The 15933-nt window shown below is 62.3% G+C and carries 18 protein-coding genes; 10 read left to right on the plus strand and 8 right to left on the minus strand.

The window, feature by feature from the left end:
- Nucleotides 1-65: 65 nt before the first annotated feature.
- Nucleotides 66-941 carry a glutamate ABC transporter substrate-binding protein gene (locus BLW08_RS03815; RefSeq protein ID WP_090818092.1) on the minus strand — a complete coding sequence of 292 codons (876 nt, stop codon included), beginning with the start codon at nt 939-941 and terminating at the stop codon, nt 66-68.
- A gap of 75 nt (nt 942-1016) precedes the next feature.
- On the minus strand, nt 1017-1772 hold the full coding sequence (locus tag BLW08_RS03820; RefSeq protein ID WP_090818095.1) for an amino acid ABC transporter ATP-binding protein: 756 nt from the start codon (nt 1770-1772) through the stop codon (nt 1017-1019).
- A gap of 163 nt (nt 1773-1935) precedes the next feature.
- Between BLW08_RS03820 and BLW08_RS03825 the strand changes: the two genes are divergently transcribed.
- The 4 genes from BLW08_RS03825 (at nt 1936) to BLW08_RS03840 (ending at nt 4810) form a co-directional block, all read left to right on the plus strand.
- Nucleotides 1936-2775 (plus strand): LOG family protein, encoded by an 840-nt coding sequence (locus BLW08_RS03825; RefSeq protein WP_175538566.1) that lies wholly within the window; start codon nt 1936-1938, stop codon nt 2773-2775.
- 18 nt (nt 2776-2793) lie between these two features.
- Nucleotides 2794-3135, plus strand: a complete 342-nt coding sequence (locus tag BLW08_RS03830) for a DivIVA domain-containing protein (protein ID WP_091323416.1) — start codon at nt 2794-2796, stop codon at nt 3133-3135.
- A gap of 77 nt (nt 3136-3212) precedes the next feature.
- Nucleotides 3213-4415: a hypothetical protein gene (locus tag BLW08_RS03835; protein WP_090818102.1), complete on the plus strand. Its 1203-nt coding sequence runs from the start codon at nt 3213-3215 to the stop codon at nt 4413-4415.
- 227 nt (nt 4416-4642) lie between these two features.
- Nucleotides 4643-4810, plus strand: a complete 168-nt coding sequence (locus BLW08_RS03840) for a DUF3117 domain-containing protein (RefSeq protein ID WP_064721643.1) — start codon at nt 4643-4645, stop codon at nt 4808-4810.
- Between the two features lie 83 nt (nt 4811-4893).
- On the opposite strand, the gene BLW08_RS03845 is transcribed toward BLW08_RS03840, so the two are convergent.
- Entirely contained in the window at nt 4894-5526 is a 633-nt protein-coding gene (locus BLW08_RS03845) for an O-methyltransferase (RefSeq protein ID WP_090818104.1), read from the minus strand.
- A gap of 236 nt (nt 5527-5762) precedes the next feature.
- On the opposite strand from BLW08_RS03845, the gene sigE reads away from it, so the two are divergent.
- From sigE to BLW08_RS03860, 3 genes are read left to right on the plus strand one after another with little or no spacing between them, the layout of a single operon-like run.
- Nucleotides 5763-6386, plus strand: a complete 624-nt coding sequence (sigE, locus tag BLW08_RS03850) for an RNA polymerase sigma factor SigE (RefSeq protein ID WP_090818107.1) — start codon at nt 5763-5765, stop codon at nt 6384-6386.
- 7 nt (nt 6387-6393) lie between these two features.
- Nucleotides 6394-7308, plus strand: a complete 915-nt coding sequence (locus BLW08_RS03855) for a hypothetical protein (RefSeq protein WP_254779664.1) — start codon at nt 6394-6396, stop codon at nt 7306-7308.
- A gap of 31 nt (nt 7309-7339) precedes the next feature.
- A complete protein-coding gene (locus tag BLW08_RS03860) occupies nt 7340-7738 on the plus strand; it encodes a twin-arginine translocase TatA/TatE family subunit (protein WP_090818111.1) in 399 nt (132 codons plus the stop codon).
- Between the two features lie 37 nt (nt 7739-7775).
- Here BLW08_RS03860 and BLW08_RS03865 read toward each other — a convergent pair whose 3' ends face one another.
- The 3 genes from BLW08_RS03865 to BLW08_RS03875 are packed head-to-tail and all read right to left on the minus strand — an operon-like array spanning nt 7776 to nt 10903.
- Nucleotides 7776-8903: an Mrp/NBP35 family ATP-binding protein gene (locus BLW08_RS03865; RefSeq protein WP_090818114.1), complete on the minus strand. Its 1128-nt coding sequence runs from the start codon at nt 8901-8903 to the stop codon at nt 7776-7778.
- Nucleotides 8904-8907: 4 nt separating this feature from the next.
- Entirely contained in the window at nt 8908-9639 is a 732-nt protein-coding gene (locus BLW08_RS03870) for a DUF1003 domain-containing protein (RefSeq protein ID WP_091323421.1), read from the minus strand.
- Nucleotides 9620-10903, minus strand: coding sequence for a magnesium transporter MgtE N-terminal domain-containing protein (locus BLW08_RS03875; protein WP_026539974.1), 1284 nt, complete (start codon nt 10901-10903; stop codon nt 9620-9622). The genes BLW08_RS03870 and BLW08_RS03875 overlap by 20 nt, the downstream gene beginning before the upstream one ends.
- 76 nt (nt 10904-10979) lie before the next feature.
- On the opposite strand from BLW08_RS03875, the gene BLW08_RS03880 reads away from it, so the two are divergent.
- On the plus strand, nt 10980-11798 hold the full coding sequence (locus BLW08_RS03880) for a YflT domain-containing protein (protein ID WP_175538567.1): 819 nt from the start codon (nt 10980-10982) through the stop codon (nt 11796-11798).
- A gap of 90 nt (nt 11799-11888) precedes the next feature.
- On the opposite strand, the gene BLW08_RS03885 is transcribed toward BLW08_RS03880, so the two are convergent.
- A complete protein-coding gene (locus BLW08_RS03885) occupies nt 11889-13490 on the minus strand; it encodes an aminopeptidase P family protein (protein ID WP_091323877.1) in 1602 nt (533 codons plus the stop codon).
- 80 nt (nt 13491-13570) lie between these two features.
- Between BLW08_RS03885 and BLW08_RS03890 the strand changes: the two genes are divergently transcribed.
- Complete coding sequence (locus BLW08_RS03890) at nt 13571-14416, plus strand: PHP domain-containing protein (protein ID WP_090818123.1); 846 nt, start codon at nt 13571-13573, stop codon at nt 14414-14416.
- 13 nt (nt 14417-14429) lie between these two features.
- The gene (locus BLW08_RS03895) at nt 14430-15038 is read left to right on the plus strand and encodes a MarC family protein (RefSeq protein WP_090818126.1); all 609 of its coding nucleotides are present in this window, start codon (nt 14430-14432) and stop codon (nt 15036-15038) included.
- Nucleotides 15039-15045: 7 nt separating this feature from the next.
- On the opposite strand, the gene BLW08_RS03900 is transcribed toward BLW08_RS03895, so the two are convergent.
- Entirely contained in the window at nt 15046-15930 is an 885-nt protein-coding gene (locus BLW08_RS03900; protein ID WP_090818129.1) for a DNA-methyltransferase, read from the minus strand.
- Between the last annotated feature and the right edge of the window lie 3 nt (nt 15931-15933).

The following is a 15933-nucleotide window of genomic DNA, read 5'->3' on the forward strand; positions in this document are numbered from 1 at the left end:
GAACAGGGTCCTGGAGTCATCAACTGCCGCCGCCCGACGGGGCGGCGGCAGCTAACTGATCCCGACTAGTAGCGGTTGACTGCGGGAAGTTCAGGAGTGGTCTTGATGACCTTGCCTGCAGTGGCTTCCCAAGCCTTCTTGTACTCGCCGTCCTTCTGGAATGCTTCGAGCTGGTCGTTGATCCAGTTGCGGAAGACGGTGTCGTCCTTCTTCAGGCCGATGCCGTAGGGCTCCTTGGTGAAGGTTTCGTCCGAGGCAAGCTTGAAAGCGTCCGGTTCTTTGTCCACGTAGCCGGCGAGGATCACGTTGTCAGTGGTGACAGCCACAACCTGCTTGTTGCGCAACGGCTCCAGGCAAGCGGTGTAGGTGGCGGCCGGAACAACCTCTGCGCCGTACTTCTCGGCGATGGTCTTTGCCGGGGTGGAACCCGTCACGGAGCAGACCTTCTTGCCCTTGACGTCCTCAGGCTTGGTGATGGAGGTATCGTCCTTGTTCACCAGCAGCGCCTGGCCGGCTTCGTAGTACGGGCCAGCAAAAGCGACCTTTTCCTTACGGGCATCGTTGATGGTGTAGGTAGCGATGACGAGGTCAACGCGACCCTGCTCGATGAACGACTCGCGGTTCTGGGAGACGGTCTCTACCCACTCGATCTTGTCTGCAGCAATTCCCAGCTTGGCGGCGATTGCCTTGCCCATTTCAACGTCGAAACCGACAGGCTTGCCGTCCAGGCCCTTCTGGCCGAACAGCGGCTGGTCAAACTTGGTGCCGATGGTGATTTTCTGGGCCTTGTTCAGCTTCTCCATGGTGGTGCCGGCTTCGAAGCTTGCCGAGGCAACAGGGGGAGTGGTGGTGCTGCTGCCGCCACAAGCACTCAGTGAGAGGGCGAGCACGGCAGAAGCGGCCACCAGCAGCGACTTCCTCCGGGTAATGAAAGCCTTCATGACATTCCTTTCTTAGGTTGGCCGTCTTAGGGCCTGGGTGCGGTCTCTACAGTCTTGGGTGCGGGCGATAGAGAGCTAGTGGGTCAAGAGCTTGGACAGGAAGTCCTTGGCGCGGGTGCTCTTCGGGTTGGTGAAGAATTCCTCGGGGGTTGCATCTTCCACGATCTGACCGTCGGCCATGAAGACCACGCGGTCGGCAGCTTTGCGGGCAAAACCCATCTCGTGGGTTACCACGATCATGGTCATGCCTTCTTTTGCCAGCTGGATCATGACGTCCAGGACTTCGTTGATCATCTCGGGGTCCAACGCGGACGTCGGTTCGTCGAACAACATCACCTTCGGCTTCATGGCAAGAGCGCGTGCTATGGCCACACGTTGCTGCTGGCCGCCGGAGAGCTGTGCGGGAAGCTTGGGAGCCTGGTGTCCGACACCGACGCGTTCAAGAAGCGCCATGGCCTCTTTGTCGGCGGTTCCTTTGGCTACCTTCTTGACCTTGATCGGTCCCAGCGTGACGTTCTCAAGAATCGTCTTGTGGGCGAACAAGTTGAAGGACTGGAAGACCATTCCGACGTCGGCGCGCAGGTGCGCCAGATCCTTGCCTTCTTCGGGGAGTTTCTTCCCGTCAATGGCGATGTCGCCGTCGTCGATCGTTTCCAGACGATTGATCGCACGGCACAGGGTGGACTTACCGGAACCGGAGGGTCCGATAACCACCACGACTTCACCCTTCTTGACGTGGAGGTTGATGTCTTTCAGGACGTGCAATTGACCGTAATGCTTATTGACGCCGTTCAGGGAGACGAGGGCATCGCCGGACGCTTGAGTAGTCATACGACGAATCTAGCGAACAAAGAAGCAAATATGACCACGGTCACGCCAAGTTCCTGAAGATCGTGACTGAACAGAAACCTGCTCCCCAGCGATATACCAGACTGCAATGCAAGAAGCGGGTCGCAGCGACTGAGCAGGCATCCATAGGCGCTAGCCTTGGGCAATGAGCATCAGCCAGCACCCAGTACCCCACCCGGATGCCAACGGCCACGTCAGGGCAGCCCATGTGCCCCTGCCATCGGAGGTTGCACCGGCCAAGCACAAAGGCTCTTTGGAGCTTCGCCGCAAACAAGCGGATACGGGGATGTCTGACCAGCACTTGCTGGACACCAGTGGTGCCGGGCAATTCATTCACACTGATCCGTGGCGTGTCCTGAGGATTCAAAGTGAGTTCGTTGAAGGCTTCGGAGCCTTGGCGGATCTGGGACCGGCTGTCAGTGTGTTCGGTTCGGCGCGCACCAAGCCCGGGACCGAGTACTACGAGATGGCCGTGGACGTTGGACGCAAGCTGGCCGAAGCCGGCGTAGCGGTCATCACCGGCGGTGGACCTGGTTCCATGGAAGCGGCAAACAAGGGCGCCGTGGAAGGCAACGGAGTTTCCGTTGGCTTGGGTATTGAACTTCCCTTTGAGCAGGGCCTCAATCAGTGGGTGGACCTGGGTATAAACTTCCGGTATTTCTTCGCCAGAAAGACCATGTTCGTCAAGTACGCCCAAGGATTCGTTGTGCTCCCGGGCGGCCTCGGAACCTTGGATGAACTCTTCGAGGCCATGGTGCTCGTGCAGACCCGCAAGGTGACATCGTTCCCGATCGTCCTTCTGGGCGTCAGGTTCTGGGGCCCAATGATCGAGTGGATCAGGGAAACTCTGGTGGCGGAGGGCATGGTGTCGGAGAAGGATCTGGACTTGATCCAGCTCGTGGATGACCCTGCTGACGCCGTGCACCGTGTCCTGCACGGGGCACCCCTGCCGCCGGCCGCCAACGGCAACCAGCGCCCGGAGTAGCCAGGCGCATCTGGCACGATGGACCTTGTGAGCTTTTTCCTGGTGTTTCTCGCGATCGTTCTTATTGGTGCTGCACTGTATTTCGGTGCAGGAATCGTCCGGGGGCGCTCTATAGGGGCGGGGTTTGATGACCCCGTTCCCACTCTGCCGCCTGTGCTCCTGCCTGCCGAAGCCAAGCCTTCCGACGTGGATTCCCTGCGCTTTGCCTTGGGACTGAGGGGTTATCGGATGGACCAGGTTGATCAGGTCCTGGATGAACTGAGGGACCAGCTTGAGGCGAAGGACCGTGAAATCGAAAGACTCGGGGCTTTGGCCCAGCCCGGGCTGGAGGACGGCGAGACCAGCCGGACCAAGCAGTGAGCCCACAAGGCCCGGTTTCGGCTGGGGAAGGACTCACGGCACGGCTTTCGCGCGCAGTGTCTTCTTCCGGGGCACGAATGGCGGGATGGCCGTGGTGGCTGCAGGTCGCTGTGGTCTTTGTTGTTGCGCGCCTTGTCAGCGCCTGCATCTTCATGGCGGCAGCAATTCACCAAGGCACCAACCCCTGGTTCCCGCCTGCGCCTGACTACTGGAATTTTGTCACCATCTGGGACGGCCGCTGGTACCAGGAAGCCGCTGAGAAAGGCTATCCCACGGTCTTGCCCGTGGACGCGAATGGCGTAGTCAAGGAAAACGCGTGGGCCTTCTACGCACTCTTCCCTTTCCTCGCCCGGGGTTTGTCCGCCATGACCGGGATGGGAATTTTGCCCGCACTGACGGCAATCGCCATGGTGGCAGGTCTCGGCGCAGCGTTGGTCATCTTCCAGCTCTTCAGGGAGTTCGCGGGCAGGCGAACGGCCATGTGGGGCGTCATTTTTGTTTCCACGTTTCCGGTATCCCCTATTCTGCAGGTCCCGTATGCAGAGTCCTTGAACCTGTTGCTCCTTGCGGCGTCATTGTTGCTGGTTGTCCGGCGGCACTATCTCGCCGCCATTCCCGTGGTCCTCCTGATGTGCTTGTCCAGGCCCACCGGAGTGCCCTTCGCTGCCATGCTCGGGCTGCTGTTCCTCTGGCGGTTGTGGGGCAGGCTCCGGCCGTCGTTGTCTGCCCAGCCACCAGAAGGCGGCGCGGCAACACGCCCGACGTCGACACGCAGCTTGGTGTCACTGGCCGTCCTGGTGTTCGCGACCGCGCTCGGAGCCTTGGCGTGGCCGACCATCGCCTGGGCCGTGACAGGGGACCCTGCCGCTTACACGCGTACCGAGACCGCCTGGCGGGGACACGATCTTGTCCCCTTCAAACCGTGGTTCGATACCGGCCGGATGCTGTTCGGCCCCGTTCTAGGAGTGCTGGCGCCTTTTGTCTTCACAGCGCTTTTCGTGTTGCTGATGATTTCCAGGCCCGTCAGGGCCATTGGAATGGAACTCCGGCTGTGGTGTGCCTGCTATATGGGTTATCTGCTGGTGTTCCTGCATCCGCAGACCAGTACCTTCCGGATGCTGTTACCGCTGTTCCCGCTGGCCTTGGGTGCGGCGTTGCTGTCCAAGTCCAAGGCTTACCGGGGGACCGTGGTGGTGCTGTTCGTCCTCCTCCAGATCGTCTGGGTGGTATGGCTGTGGGCCTGGGCTCCGTTGCCCGGTGGGGGCGACTATCCGCCCTGACGTGGAGCTTTGCCCGGGAAACACAATATGTACAAAGCCCGGACAAATAGCCCGCTGATTCGCTACGGACGGGTAAGTACGGGATAATGGACTACGAGCAAGGACAAAGCACCTAAAAGTGCCCGGCCAAGGCGGCCTCCCAAGCGGTGCCGCCGGCTGCAATTGCGAAGCGGATCCAGCCCGGCCGGGTTGGGCGTGACTTGGGACAAATGGAGGGGATTTTCCTAATGGCGGCTATGAAACCACGTACTGGCGACGGCCCTATGGAAGTTACCAAAGAGGGACGCAGCCTTATCATGCGTGTGCCACTCGAAGGCGGAGGGCGACTTGTCGTCGAGCTCAATGCCGCCGAAGCGGAAAACCTCAAGGAATGCCTCGTAGGTGTGACCGAATAGATTTAGGAGCAGGGCCCGGCGGGAGCTGGGCCCTGCTTTTTTGTTTAAGGAACGTTCCGCGCTGAATACTGCAAGCGCTGCGCCTACTTCTTGACCGCGACCAGCAACCCATCGCCGGTGGGCAGCATTGCCGAGGCCAACCGCTCGTCATCGCGGATGGCTTTGCCAATCTGGCGCAACACCACGGTGGTGGAGTCCCGGGCGGCCGGGTTGGCTACGCGGTCTTTGTCCAAGGCATCGTTGATGACCAAGGTGCCACCGGACTTCAACAGACGGATCGCCTGTTCCACGTACTTGGGAAAGTTCGGCTTATCGGCATCAATGAAAACAAGGTCATAGGCGGAGTCCGTCAGGCGAGGCAACACGTCAGCGGCGCGGCCCGAAATGGTGCGCGTCCGGTTGGCTGGGCTCCCTGACTCAAGGAACGCTTCCCTGGCCGCCTTGAGGTGTTCCACATCGACGTCGATGGTGGTCAGGACTGCCTGCGGGCTCAGGCCCCGCAGAAGGCAGACGCCGGACACTCCGGCGCCGGAGCCCACCTCAACCACGGTCTGCGCCTTGGATGCGGCAGCCAGGACCGTCAGCACGGCACCCACGCCGGGACTGATGGGCGTGACGCCCAGCTCGAAGGACCGCTCGCGGGCGCGCAACAAGACGTCATCCTCAGCCGGCAGATCTTCTGCGTAGGACCAGCTGCTTGACTTGTCGGCACTCATGAAGGGTTTCGCTTTCCGCGGGTAGGGGTGTTTGTACCAGACTACTGGGTCCGCCCTTGTAATCCCGCTGTTGGTCAACCGCCCAGCGGTTGTGTCCGACGTCGGATTCAGCCTTGCGGGAAAAATGCCCGCCAGTCAGGAAATTCCCAGACAACCTTGGGATGATAATGCTCCGGTCATCCATGAGGTGGGCGGCGCCGAATTCTTGGTGAATCACAGTTTGAGGGGAGTGGACGATGCCGGCATCGCATGCTGCGCCAGTCCAAACATCGGAAAGCGTTGAGGCCGTTGCTGAGTGGGTCATGCCCAGCTGGGAGGAAGTGGTAGCGAACCACTCCGCCAAGGTATATCGCCTCGCCTATCGCCTGACGGGAAACAAGTTCGACGCCGAAGACCTGACCCAGGAGGTCTTTGTCCGCGTGTTCCGTTCGCTTGAAAACTTCAAGCCGGGAACTCTCGACGGCTGGTTGCACCGTATTACCACCAACCTGTTCCTCGACCAGGCCCGCCGCAAGAGCCGGATCCGCTTCGACGCGCTTGCCGAGGATGCGGAATCCCGCCTGCCGGGCCGCGAGCCCGGACCCGAGCAGAGCTTCGAGCACAACAACCTTGATCTTGACGTCCAGCGCGCCCTGGAGGAGTTACCGCCCGACTTCCGCGCCGCCGTCGTGCTGTGCGATCTCGAAGGCCTGTCCTATGACGAGGTCGCAGAGGCCCTGGGGGTCAAGCTGGGCACTGTCAGGTCCCGTATCCACCGCGGCCGCACCATGTTGCGCGAGAAGCTTGCCCACCGCGATCCTCGTCCGGCGGAGGCTCGCAAGCCACGCCTGAAGATGCCGCGCATCGCCAGCATTCTTTAGGACGTCGATGCCTCGACATCCACGTCGTCCGGGATTTCTGTCCCGGCGCAAACTGGTTGCGCTGCGCCACACGCGAGCCCCCGAACACCTTGAGGTATGCGCGGAGTGCCGCAATGCCCTGCAACGGGAACGTCAGTACCTTGAACGTCTCCGGTGTGCCTCTGTTCCTGAGGCCAGCCACGATCTCGCAGCGCGTCTCATCCAGCACACGGAACGGCTTGCCAACCAGCCAAGCCAGCCGTTTGCCACCCAGCAGGCCCCTCACGGAGGGAGGCGGGCAGTCCGCCTTGCGGCCGTGGCGGCCAGCACGCTGGCGGTCAGCGCCGGAGCCCTTGCTGTGTCCGCTTATGTGGTGGCAGGTGATGACGAAAAGCAGGCGTTTGGAGGGACAAGCGACGTCGGTGCCCTGGCCGGAGCCTGGACGGGAAGCCCGGCAGAAACCATGGTGGGACCGGCGTTCAGGGCCGGCAGCACAGTCAGTTTGAGTTCTGCGCAGCTGGATACGCTGAGGAAAGAAGGATGGGCGTGCCCCGAGCTGTCGGCGATGGGTTTCCACGTCGTGTCAGCCCAAGCAACCATGCATAACGGCCACGCGGCGGTTGAGATCAAGCTGGAGAGCAACGGACACTACGCCACCATCGTGGAAGAGCACCTGCCGGAGGATCGCACTGCCGTGGGTACTTCGACGCCTGCCCGGCTTTCCGTTACCCAGGGGATGCCTTGGAAAGCCGTGTACACAATGCCTGCAGCCGTGATCAGCTACTCGTCAGACCTCCCCGCGGACACCGCTGATGATGCAGTCCCCGAAATCGTCCGCGCCGGCGAGTCCCTGGGAGCCATACCAACCAACGAAAGTCCCGAAGCCTGGCACGACAGACTGCTGCGCGGGCTCCGGACCCTTCTCCGGCCCGCCGGTTTATGAGCGACACCACAGACAAGGTAATCTTCGTAGCGTGTTAGGAATCAACGGCCCGGAGTTCATACTCCTTCTGATTATCGGCGTGCTCGTCATCGGTCCCAGCCGTTTGCCCGAATACACTCAAAAGCTCGCAAATCTGGTCAAGGAAGTCCGCCGGATGGCTTCGGGTGCCCGCGAGCAGATCAAGGAAGAAGTCGGCATCGATATCGATGAGGTCGACTGGAAGAAATATGATCCCCGTCAGTACGATCCCCGGCGCATCATCAAGGATGCACTCCTGGACGATGACGCCAAACCCGTGAGTCCGGGAGCGCCGGCTGTAGCGGCGACCGCTGCCGCCGCAGCGGTACAGACGAAGCCACAAACACCCACCAGGGTGATCGAGCGCTTGGCCGAGGGAGAACCTGCACCCTTCGACTCTGAGGCCACCTAAAACCCGTTGTTGGGCGGTTGTCCGCAGTTGTCCCTGCCTAGCGGGGTTGGATTCCCAGCGGAAGGCCCGACAGTCCGCGCGGCCGTGATGCCAAGGCCTCAGCGATCGTCTCCATAGCTCTTGCAGCTACAGTTTCCGGTGCTGCCAGGACCACGGGTTTCCCGGCATCGCCTCCCTCCCGCAAACGGATGTCCAAGGGAATCTGGCCAAGCAACGGAACCTCGCTGCCCACCGCGGCAGTCAACCTCTCAGCCAGGATGGCGCCGCCGCCGCTTCCGAACAGTTCCATGCGACCGCCGTCGGGCATCTCCAGGAACGACATGTTTTCGATGACGCCAGCCACCTTCTGGCCAGTCTGGGTGGCAATGGTTCCAGCGCGCTCCGCGACGTCCGCGGCAGCTGCCTGCGGCGTGGTCACCACCAGGATCTCAGCGTTGGGCAGCAACTGCGCCACGGAAATCGCGATGTCGCCGGTGCCGGGGGGAAGGTCCAGGAAAAGGGCATCGAGGTCACCAAAGTAGACATCGGTGAGGAACTGTTCCAAGGCCCGGTGCAGCATGGGACCACGCCACGCCACCGGCTGGTTGCCGGCCACGAACATTCCGATGGAGATGACCTTAACGCCGTAAGCCACGGGCGGCAGAATCATGTCGTCCACTTGCGTGGGCTTTTGCGTGATCCCCATCAGTGCCGGTACTGAGAAGCCGTGAACGTCGGCGTCCACGATGCCCACCCGGAGACCCTGGGCGGCCAAGGCGCAGGCGAGATTGACGGTGACGGAGGACTTGCCCACTCCGCCTTTTCCGCTGGCTACGGCGTACACCTTGGTCAATGATCCCGGCTTGGTGAACGGAATGCCGCGCTGTCCACCAGGGCCGCGGAGCTGCTCCTTGAGGGCCTCGCGCTGGGCGGAAGTCATCACCTTGAGTTCAACATCCACGCTGGTGACCCCAGGGACCCGTGAGAGGGCCTCGGTGGCGTCGTTTGTAATGGTGTCACGGAGGGGGCAACCGGCAATGGTCAGCAAGACAGCCAGTTGGACGGCTCCGGCAGCATCGGCAGAAACCGATTCCACCATCCCGAGTTCCGTGATGGGGCGGCGGAGTTCGGGATCAATGACAGTTGCCAAGGCAGCCTGAAGCGCCTCGGCAGATGCGGTGCTCATACGGTCAGGCCCGGCTTTCAGGGTTCTCAGTGGATGGTTTCGCAGAGGAATGCTGTGGCCCGGTGTTCCGCGGAGGGCGGACCTTGGGGATCTGCTGCGTCCGCGGACCGCGCGACTTGTCGCGCTTCTCCTTCAATTTTTCCTTCACCTTGTCGCCGGCCGATTCGGTGCCGTCAGAGGCCGCCTCATTGTCGCGGAGTTCCTCCTGAGCATCGATGATGTCCTCCAGGAGGCTACGGAGCTCGGCCCTGACGTAGTCACGGGTGGCCACCTCGCGCAGGGCGATGCGCAACGACGCCAGTTCCCGGGTGAGGTACTCGGTGTCGGAGAGATTGCGTTCGGCCCTCTGGCGGTCCTGCTGAAGCGAGACACGGTCGCGGTCATCCTGCCGGTTTTGGGCCAACAGAAGGAGGGGTGCGGCGTAGGAGGCCTGGAGGGAGAGCATCAGAGTGAGCAGGGTGAACCCCAACTCCATCCGGTCAAACTGCCAGTCGGTGGGAGCAAAGGAGTTCCAGGCCAGCCAGAACACACAGAACACCGTCATGTACACAAGGAACGTCGGCGTACCCATGAAACGGGCGAAGCCTTCCGTCGCGTTGCCAAAGGCATCCGGGTTGGGCGAGAACTTGGGGAGGATCCGTTGGCGGCCACTCAGCGGCGTATCGAGGCTGCTGCCCGAGCGTCCCGCGGACTTGGCGGATCGGGTGGCGTTGTTATCAGCCAATGCGGCCTCCAAGTTTCCTTATAGGGGCGTCGTCCTCGTGGGCGCGCCAGTCATCCGGCAACAGGTGATCCAGCACGTCATCAACAGTCACCGCCCCCACAAGGCGGCCGTCGTCGTCGACGACTGGAAGGGAATTCAAGTTGTATGTGGCCAGGGTCCGGGCTACCTCGCTGATGTGCGCCTGGTCCGAGAGCGGTTCCAGGTTCTTGTCCACGAGGTTGCCCAAGGGTTCCGGCGGGGGGAACCGGAGAAGCTGCTGGATATGCACCACGCCGAGGAAGCGGCCGGTGGGCGTTTCCAACGGCGGACGGGCGATGAAGATGGAGGAGGCCAGCGCGGGGGAAAGCTCCTCGCGGCGGACATGGGCCAGGGCCTCGGCCACAGTGGCCTCGGGCGGCAGGATGACGGGGACAGGCGTCATGAGGCCACCGGCGGTGTCTTCGTCGTACTCCAGGAGGCGGCGTACGTCTTCAGCTTCCTGCGGCTCCATGAGCTGCAACAACTCTTCGGCCTGGGCAGAGGGGAGCTCGGCGAGGAGGTCGGCGGCGTCGTCCGGATCCATCTCCTCCAGGACGTCGGCTGCACGCTCCACGTCCAGTGCGGACAGGATCTCCACCTGGTCGTCTTCCGGGAGTTCCTGAAGGACATCGGCGAGGCGCTCATCCTGCAATTCACTGGCTACTTCGAACCGGCGTTTGTCACTCATTTCCTGCAGGGCTTCTGCGAAGTCGGCTGGCTTGAGGTCTTCGTGCGTGGCGACGAACTGTGTGGCGGCCTGGGGCTCGTTGTGGGCGCCTGTCTGGGCGTCGGCCCAGTCAATGATCAAGGTTTCGTTGCGGCGCAGCCGGCTCAATGGCGACAGGGAATGTCCGCGGCGGACAAACAGCTTGCTGACAAACCAGTCCTTGGAGCGGTGCTGGTCCATGGCGATGTCCTCGATCGTGGCGTCTCCGCTGCCGTCGGCAAGCGTGACCCGGCGATCGAACATTTCCGCCACCACCAGCGTTTCAGCACCACGCTGTTCGAAACGGCGCAGGTTGACCAAGCCAGTGCAGATGATCTGCGTCTGGTCGATGGACGTAATCCGGGTCATGGGTACAAAAACCCGCTTCTTGCCCGGCACTTCCACCACGATGCCCACCACATGCGGGGCACCACGGGTCCCGCGCGAGAGCACCACGACGTCGCGCAATCGGCCCAGACGGTCGCCCAAGGGGTCGAAGACGTCCAAGCCGAGCAGGCGCGCGACAAAGACGCGTGAAGGATGTGTGCTCATGTTTACAGGCTACCGAGTCTGCTCTCTTTTAGCTGAATTCCAGCCTCTTCACATGTCCATGAGACACAATGGGGCTATGTCTAACATTTTTGGTGGTCCCAAAGCCATTGAGGAATCCCGCAGCGTCCCCCAAGGAGACACCGTGGGGTCGTACACCTCTTATTTGGATGCCCAGAAGGCGGTGGACTACCTCGCGGACCAACAGTTCCCGGTTCAGCTGGTATCAATCGTGGGTAACGACCTCAAAATGGTTGAGCGGGTGACCGGCCGCCTGAGCTACCCGCGGGTGGCCTTGTCCGGCGCTCTGAGCGGCATGTGGTTCGGCCTGTTCGTCGGTGTGATGCTCTCCTTCTTCACTCCAGCCGGCGGTCCGTTCTCCATCATCACCTCGGTGCTGATGGGCGCGGCTTTCTTCATGCTGTTTGGCATCGTCACCTACGCCACCCAGAGGGGTAAGCGTGACTTCACCTCCACCAGCCAGGTGGTGGCCACCAACTATGACGTCATTGTTGCCGTCGAGGCATCCCATGAGGCCCGCCGCCTGCTGCAGCAATTGCCCATGAACCCCTCGCAGGCAGCTGCGCCGCAGGGCAGCAACTACAAACCCCAGAACACTCCGTTCCAGCAGCCCGGCCAAGCTCCTGAGCGTCCCACCACCTGGAACGACCCCTACGGCCAACGTGGCCCGGAGTCCGGCGCGCCGGAGGGCCAGCAGGCTCCTGCAGCCGCGGCGGCACCCGGCCCGCAGCCTGCACAAAACCCCACACCGGCCGCGGTCCGTTACCCGGACCTTCCGGATGGTCGTCCGCAGTACGGTGTACGCGTGACAGAGGGCCAGAATGCACCCCGGGAGGACGGACAGCAGTCCAGCTCCGAAGACTCCTCCAAGCAGTAACAGCCGGAGCAAAGCATTAAGGGAAGGCCACCGGATTCATGATCCGGTGGCCTTCCCTTAATGTTCGCGCTGGAATGTGTTCGCGGCTGGCTAAGCCTTGGTGCTGGCTTGGCCCTGCGCCTCCTGGTAGATGCCGGCCATCCAGGACTCGACGTCGTCTGCCTTGCGCGGCAACGCGGCGCTGAGGTTCACGGGGCCATCGGCGGTCATGAGGATGTCGTCTTCGATCCGGACGCCGATGCCGCGGTACTCAGCGGGGATGGCGAGGTCTTCGTCCTTGAAGTACAGGCCGGGTTCGATGGTGAAGACCATGCCTTCGGTGAGGATCCCGTCGAGGTAGAGTTCGCGCTTTGCCTGGGCGCAGTCGTGAACGTCCAGGCCCAGGTGGTGGCTGGTTCCATGCGGCATCCAGCGGCGGTGCTGCTGGCCCTCAGGGCTGATGGCTTCCTCGACCGACACCGGCAGCAGGCCCCACTCAGCGAGGCGCTCGGCCAACACGGTGGTTGCCGCTGTGTGGATGTCGCGGAACCGGACACCTGGCTGGGCGGCGGCGAAACCGGCGTCGGCGGCATCCAGGACAGCCTCGTAAACCTTGCGCTGGACATCGGTGAACGTGCCGGTGGCTGGCAGGGTGCGGGTGACGTCCGCGGTGTAGAGGGAGTCGGCTTCCACACCGGCGTCGAGCAGGAGGAGCTCACCGGCGTTGACGGTTCCCGAGTTGCGGTTCCAGTGCAGCACAGTGGCGTTATTGCCGGAGGCAGCAATGGTGTCGTAGCCGAGTTCGTTGCCTTCCTCACGGGCGCGGGCGAAGAAGGCACCCTCAACAACACGTTCGCCGCGCTTGTGGGTCAGCGCCCGGGGGAGTGCACGGACGACGTCGGCGAAGCCTTCCACGGTGGCCGCGACGGCGATCTTCATCTGCTCGATTTCCCACTCGTCCTTGAGGAGGCGCAGCTCGGAGAGCGCTTCGCTGAGCTTTTCGTCCAGGGCGTCGAGTTCACCGAGGTCCAGGGTTTCGGGGTCCTTGGCGGTGTTATAGCGGGCGGTGTCCACCAGGGCGTCAATGTTCTCGTCCACCTTGCGGACCAGGCGGATGGAGATGCCGCCGATTTCCGGAGCGCCGACGTTCTTGGTGATCGCCATTTCAAGCTCGGAAATGTGTGCGGTGGGCAGGCCCAGGCGGGCTTCGAACTCGGCCAGTGTGGGGCGTGCACCGATCCAGAACTCACCGGCGCGGGAATCAGCATAGAACTGTTCGGTATCGCGGCCGGCCAGCGGCCGGAAGTAGAGCGTCGCAGTGTGGTGACCGCCGTCGTCGCCCTTTCCTTCAGCCACCGGCTCCAGGACCAGGACGGCGTCAGGCTCGTGGTCCAGGCCCAGCCCCGTGAGATGGGCGAAACCGGAGTGGGGGCGGAAGCGGTAGTCGCAGTCGTTGGAGCGGACCTTCAGCGGACCGGCCGGGATAACAAGCCGTTCGCCTTTGAACAGTTCGGAGATGGTACGACGGCGGCGCGCGGCATGGTCTGCAACGGCGTCACGCGCAGGGGTCACCTGCGGCGCCGGCGCCCAATTGCTGGCCATGAATGCCTTGAAGGCGTCGGAGGTGGGCCTCTGTGAGCGGTTGTTGACACGCTCCTCCAGGGGCTGGGAATTTGCGGTGTCCATGTTTTGGGTGTTTTCGGCATCGTTCACCGTTACATCGTCCCACCAGTTCCGTGAGGAGGCCAACGGCGCAACGCTCCAAGGGGCCGCACATCCCATAGGCTGGGGAAGTGAGGATAGACCTGCATGCGCACTCCAATGTTTCCGACGGAACCGAGACACCCGCCGGGGTGATCATTTCCGCCGTGACGGCCGGCCTGGACGCCGTCGCGCTGACTGACCACGATTCCACGGATGGCTGGGAGCCCGCCGCCGCTGCGGCCTTGGAACATGGCATCGCGTTTGTTCCAGGCATGGAAATCTCCTGCCGGACGGAGCAAGGCATCAGCGTCCACCTGCTCAGTTATCTCCACGACCCCGCACATCCCGGATTACTGGAGGAGATCACCAAGTCGAAGGATGCCAGGCTCACCCGGGCCGAGCACATGGTCACCTTGTTGTCCGAGGATTATCCGCTGACATGGGATGACGTCATCCACCATGTGGCTCCCGGCGCAACAGTTGGACGCCCGCACATTGCCGATGCCCTGGTTGCCGCCGGTGTGGTGGCCGACCGTACGGAAGCGTTCACCTCCATCCTCACCTCACATTCGCGGTACTTCGTGCAGCACTACGCGCCCAACCCTGCTGTCGCCGTCGAGCTTGTCCGGGCCGCTGGCGGCGTCCCGGTCTTCGCCCATCCAGTGGCGTCGGCCAGGGGACGCATCGTAGGGGAACGCACGTACAGGGACATGATCGACGCCGGTTTGCTGGGGCTTGAAGTGGAGCACCGCGACAATCCTGAGGAAGGCCGCATCTTCCTGCGGGGCCTGGCGGCCGAGCACGGCCTGTTCATCACAGGCTCCTCCGACTATCACGGAACGGGAAAACCAAACCTCTTGGGCGAGAACACGACGTCGCCTGAGGTCTTGGCGCAGATCGAGGAGCTGGCAACAGGATCTACGGTGATTCGGTGAAGGGGCTCCGCTGATGGATTTGCAGCTGCTCGCATCGGTAGTCGTCACGTTGTTCGTGATCATGGATCCGCCCGGAACGGTGCCTATTTTCATGTCCTTAACGGCTCAGATGTCCGCGAAGGACCGTAACCGCTCCGCGTTCCAGGCGCTCTTGGTGGCCACCGGCGTGATAGTGGTTTTCGCGATCTTTGGCCAGTCAATCCTGAACTACATGCACATCTCGCTGGCTGCCTTGCAGGGTGCGGGTGGTCTGCTCTTGGTTCTTATTGCCCTGCAGCTGCTGACCGGGTCCACCAGTGGCGAAGAAAACGCCGCCAAATATAAGAATGTGGCGTTCGTGCCGCTGGGGACTCCGCTCATGGCTGGTCCCGGTGCGATCGTGGCAGTCATGGTCTTCGTCCAGCAGTCCAGCGAACTGTCAGAGTATCTTGCAGTTGGACTTGGCATTGCGGTGGTGCTTGCCTCGCTGTACCTTGCGATGCGGTTCGCGGGCGTGGTTCAGCGCGTCCTCGGCGAAAATGGTGTGGAACTTGTCACCAGGATCGCCGGCCTGTTGCTCTCAGCCATTGCCGTGCAGATGATCGCGGACTCCGTGACGGCCTTCGTGAAGGGCGTCGCCTGATCCCGGGTCAGGCTTGGGACACCGAAGGCTGGATGTCGTGGAACACGGCTTTGCTGCCCAGCCGCTTGCGCATGACCTCGATGGCCTGCTCGTTTTGGTCGACACACACGAAGCTGCGGCCCAGCTTGGCTGCGACAGCACCGAGCGTCCCGGAACCTGCGAAGAAATCGAGGCACCAATCGCCCTCGCGGCTCGATGCGGAGACAATCCGGCGCACCAGGCCTTCGGGCTTCTGGGTGGGGTAGCCGGTCTTCTCGCGGCCGGTCGGTGAAACAATCGTGTGCCACCAGACGTCTGTGGGCAGCTTGCCGAGTTCACGTTTGGCGGGGGTAACCAGGCCGGGCGCCATGTAGGGTTCACGGTCCACCTCGGCGTTGTCGAAGTGGTATTTGGTGGGGTTTTTCACGTACACCAAGATGTTGTCGTGCTTGGTGGGCCAGCGGTTTTTGGCGCGGGCACCGTAATCGTAGGCCCAGATGATCTCGTTGAGGAAACATTCCCTGCCGAAGATCGAGTCAAGCATCACCTTGGCGTAGTGCACTTCGCGGTAATCGAGGTGCAGGTACAGCGTGCCGTCATCTGCCAGGAGACGCCACGCTTCCACGAGTTTGGGCTCCAGGAACGACCAGTAGTCGCTGAAGGCGTCGTCGTAACTGTGTAGGGCGCCCTTGATGGTGTCGTAGGAGCGGCCCTTGAAGCCGACGCGGTCGCCGTCGCCGTCCGCGTTGCGGACCATGCGGGTTTCCTGGCGGCGTTGGACCCGGCCGGTGTTAAAGGGCGGATCCACGTAAATGAGTGTGAAGGCGCCGTCCGGCAGCGTAGGGAGGAACTGCGCGTTGTCCGCGTGCACCACCAAATTGCCGCCGTCCGGCGCCCAAACAGTTTCAGTCATTGA

This window comes from Arthrobacter sp. cf158 (assembly GCF_900106835.1).
Taxonomy (GTDB): Bacteria; Actinomycetota; Actinomycetes; order Actinomycetales; family Micrococcaceae; genus Arthrobacter.

Excerpts from the sequence above, each read along its gene's own strand:
- BLW08_RS03815 (WP_090818092.1), bottom strand. The coding sequence starts at position 941 with ATGAAGGCTTTCATTACCCGGAGGAAGTCGCTGCTGGTGGCCGCTTCT.
- BLW08_RS03820 (WP_090818095.1), bottom strand. The coding sequence starts at position 1,772 with ATGACTACTCAAGCGTCCGGCGATGCCCTCGTCTCCCTGAACGGCGTC.
- BLW08_RS03825 (WP_175538566.1), top strand. The coding sequence starts at position 1,936 with ATGAGCATCAGCCAGCACCCAGTACCCCACCCGGATGCCAACGGCCAC.
- BLW08_RS03830 (WP_091323416.1), top strand. The coding sequence starts at position 2,794 with ATGGACCTTGTGAGCTTTTTCCTGGTGTTTCTCGCGATCGTTCTTATT.
- BLW08_RS03835 (WP_090818102.1), top strand. The coding sequence starts at position 3,213 with ATGGCGGGATGGCCGTGGTGGCTGCAGGTCGCTGTGGTCTTTGTTGTT.
- BLW08_RS03840 (WP_064721643.1), top strand. The coding sequence starts at position 4,643 with ATGGCGGCTATGAAACCACGTACTGGCGACGGCCCTATGGAAGTTACC.
- BLW08_RS03845 (WP_090818104.1), bottom strand. The coding sequence starts at position 5,526 with ATGAGTGCCGACAAGTCAAGCAGCTGGTCCTACGCAGAAGATCTGCCG.
- sigE (WP_090818107.1), top strand. The coding sequence starts at position 5,763 with ATGCCGGCATCGCATGCTGCGCCAGTCCAAACATCGGAAAGCGTTGAG.
- BLW08_RS03855 (WP_254779664.1), top strand. The coding sequence starts at position 6,394 with ATGCCTCGACATCCACGTCGTCCGGGATTTCTGTCCCGGCGCAAACTG.
- BLW08_RS03865 (WP_090818114.1), bottom strand. The coding sequence starts at position 8,903 with ATGAGCACCGCATCTGCCGAGGCGCTTCAGGCTGCCTTGGCAACTGTC.
- BLW08_RS03875 (WP_026539974.1), bottom strand. The coding sequence starts at position 10,903 with ATGAGCACACATCCTTCACGCGTCTTTGTCGCGCGCCTGCTCGGCTTG.
- BLW08_RS03880 (WP_175538567.1), top strand. The coding sequence starts at position 10,980 with ATGTCTAACATTTTTGGTGGTCCCAAAGCCATTGAGGAATCCCGCAGC.
- BLW08_RS03895 (WP_090818126.1), top strand. The coding sequence starts at position 14,430 with ATGGATTTGCAGCTGCTCGCATCGGTAGTCGTCACGTTGTTCGTGATC.
- BLW08_RS03900 (WP_090818129.1), bottom strand. The coding sequence starts at position 15,930 with ATGACTGAAACTGTTTGGGCGCCGGACGGCGGCAATTTGGTGGTGCAC.